Consider the following 1,092-nt stretch of genomic DNA (forward strand, 5'->3'; position numbering starts at 1 on the left):
GACGAATTCAAAAATTGAACAAACAAAAAGATTTAAATAAATGGAACAAAAGGAATATACCAAAATGACAGACGAAGAATTATTAAATGAAGCAAAAGAAATGAAGTCTTTTTCATTTACAAATGCTTTGTTAATTGGATTTTTAGCAGGAGTTATATTTTACAGCGTTGTTAAAAATAGTTGGGGAATGCTAACTTTAATTCCTTTGTATTTTATTTACAAGTTGATTAACGACCCAAAAAATAAAAAGGGTAAAGAATTACAAAGTTTATTTAAAGAACGAAATTTAAAATGGTAACAACTGAGAATTGTCTAAACTGTGGAAATCCGATTACAGACAAATTTTGTTCTAAATGCGGACAAAAAACAACTGTACATAAATATTCATTAAAACACTTTATTGAACACGATTTAATTCACGGAATTTGGCACGTTGACAATGGAATTCTATTTACAATCAGAGAATTATTTACTAGACCTGGACATAGTATAAGAGAATTTATAAATGGAAAGAGAGTTGGATATTTTAGTTTTGTTACACTTTTGCTACTTATTCTTGGAATTTCACATTTTTTAGGCGAGTATGCTCAAGTAAAACTTTCTGATTTAATGCCTGAGAATAGTAAAGGTGCTATAAATGAACTTCAAGAATTTACAAAGAAATATCCCAAAGCAATGTTGCTACTAACGATTCCATTTTATTCCATTTTCAGTTTTCTTTGGTTTAGAAAATCAAAACTTAATTTAACTGAACATTTTGTTTTGAATTCATATAAAACAGTTGGAGAATCATTAATTGCACTCACATTTTTGATAATAACAATATTTTATACCAATCTTAAGGTATTGACAATTATATACAGTATTATAGGTTTTATCTCATTAGCTTATGCTTTTTGGTTTTATAGACAATACTTTTCAGCTTATGGCTATTCAAAAAAATCTTTGATTTTTAGAAGCATAGGTGTTGTATTTTCATATATATTTTTGTCAATGCTCGTTGGAGTAATTATGGCAATTATGAAATATGGAAAATAAAGAAACTTCTGCCAACAGCGGTTTCAAGAAATGGCGAGAAATCTGCTAAATTCA

The 1,092-nt window shown here is 27.7% G+C and carries 2 protein-coding genes; both read left to right on the forward strand.

Translation table 11 applies throughout. The annotated features are described in order from the left end of the window. The first annotated feature begins 40 nt into the window (after positions 1-40). Entirely contained in the window at positions 41-298 is a 258-nt protein-coding gene (locus H2650_RS15660) for an FUSC family protein (protein WP_188051765.1), read from the forward strand. Then, positions 292-1,038 carry a DUF3667 domain-containing protein gene (locus tag H2650_RS15665; RefSeq protein WP_188051766.1) on the forward strand — a complete coding sequence of 249 codons (747 nt, stop codon included), beginning with the start codon at positions 292-294 and terminating at the stop codon, positions 1,036-1,038. Before H2650_RS15660 ends, H2650_RS15665 begins: the two co-directional genes overlap by 7 nt. The last annotated feature ends 54 nt before the right edge of the window (positions 1,039-1,092 follow it).

The sequence above is a fragment of the Flavobacterium sp. GP15 genome (genome assembly GCF_014281985.1).
Classification (GTDB): domain Bacteria; phylum Bacteroidota; class Bacteroidia; order Flavobacteriales; family Flavobacteriaceae; genus Flavobacterium; species Flavobacterium pygoscelis.

Excerpts from the sequence above, each read along its gene's own strand:
- H2650_RS15665 (WP_188051766.1), top strand. The coding sequence starts at position 292 with ATGGTAACAACTGAGAATTGTCTAAACTGTGGAAATCCGATTACAGAC.
- H2650_RS15660 (WP_188051765.1), top strand. The coding sequence starts at position 41 with ATGGAACAAAAGGAATATACCAAAATGACAGACGAAGAATTATTAAAT.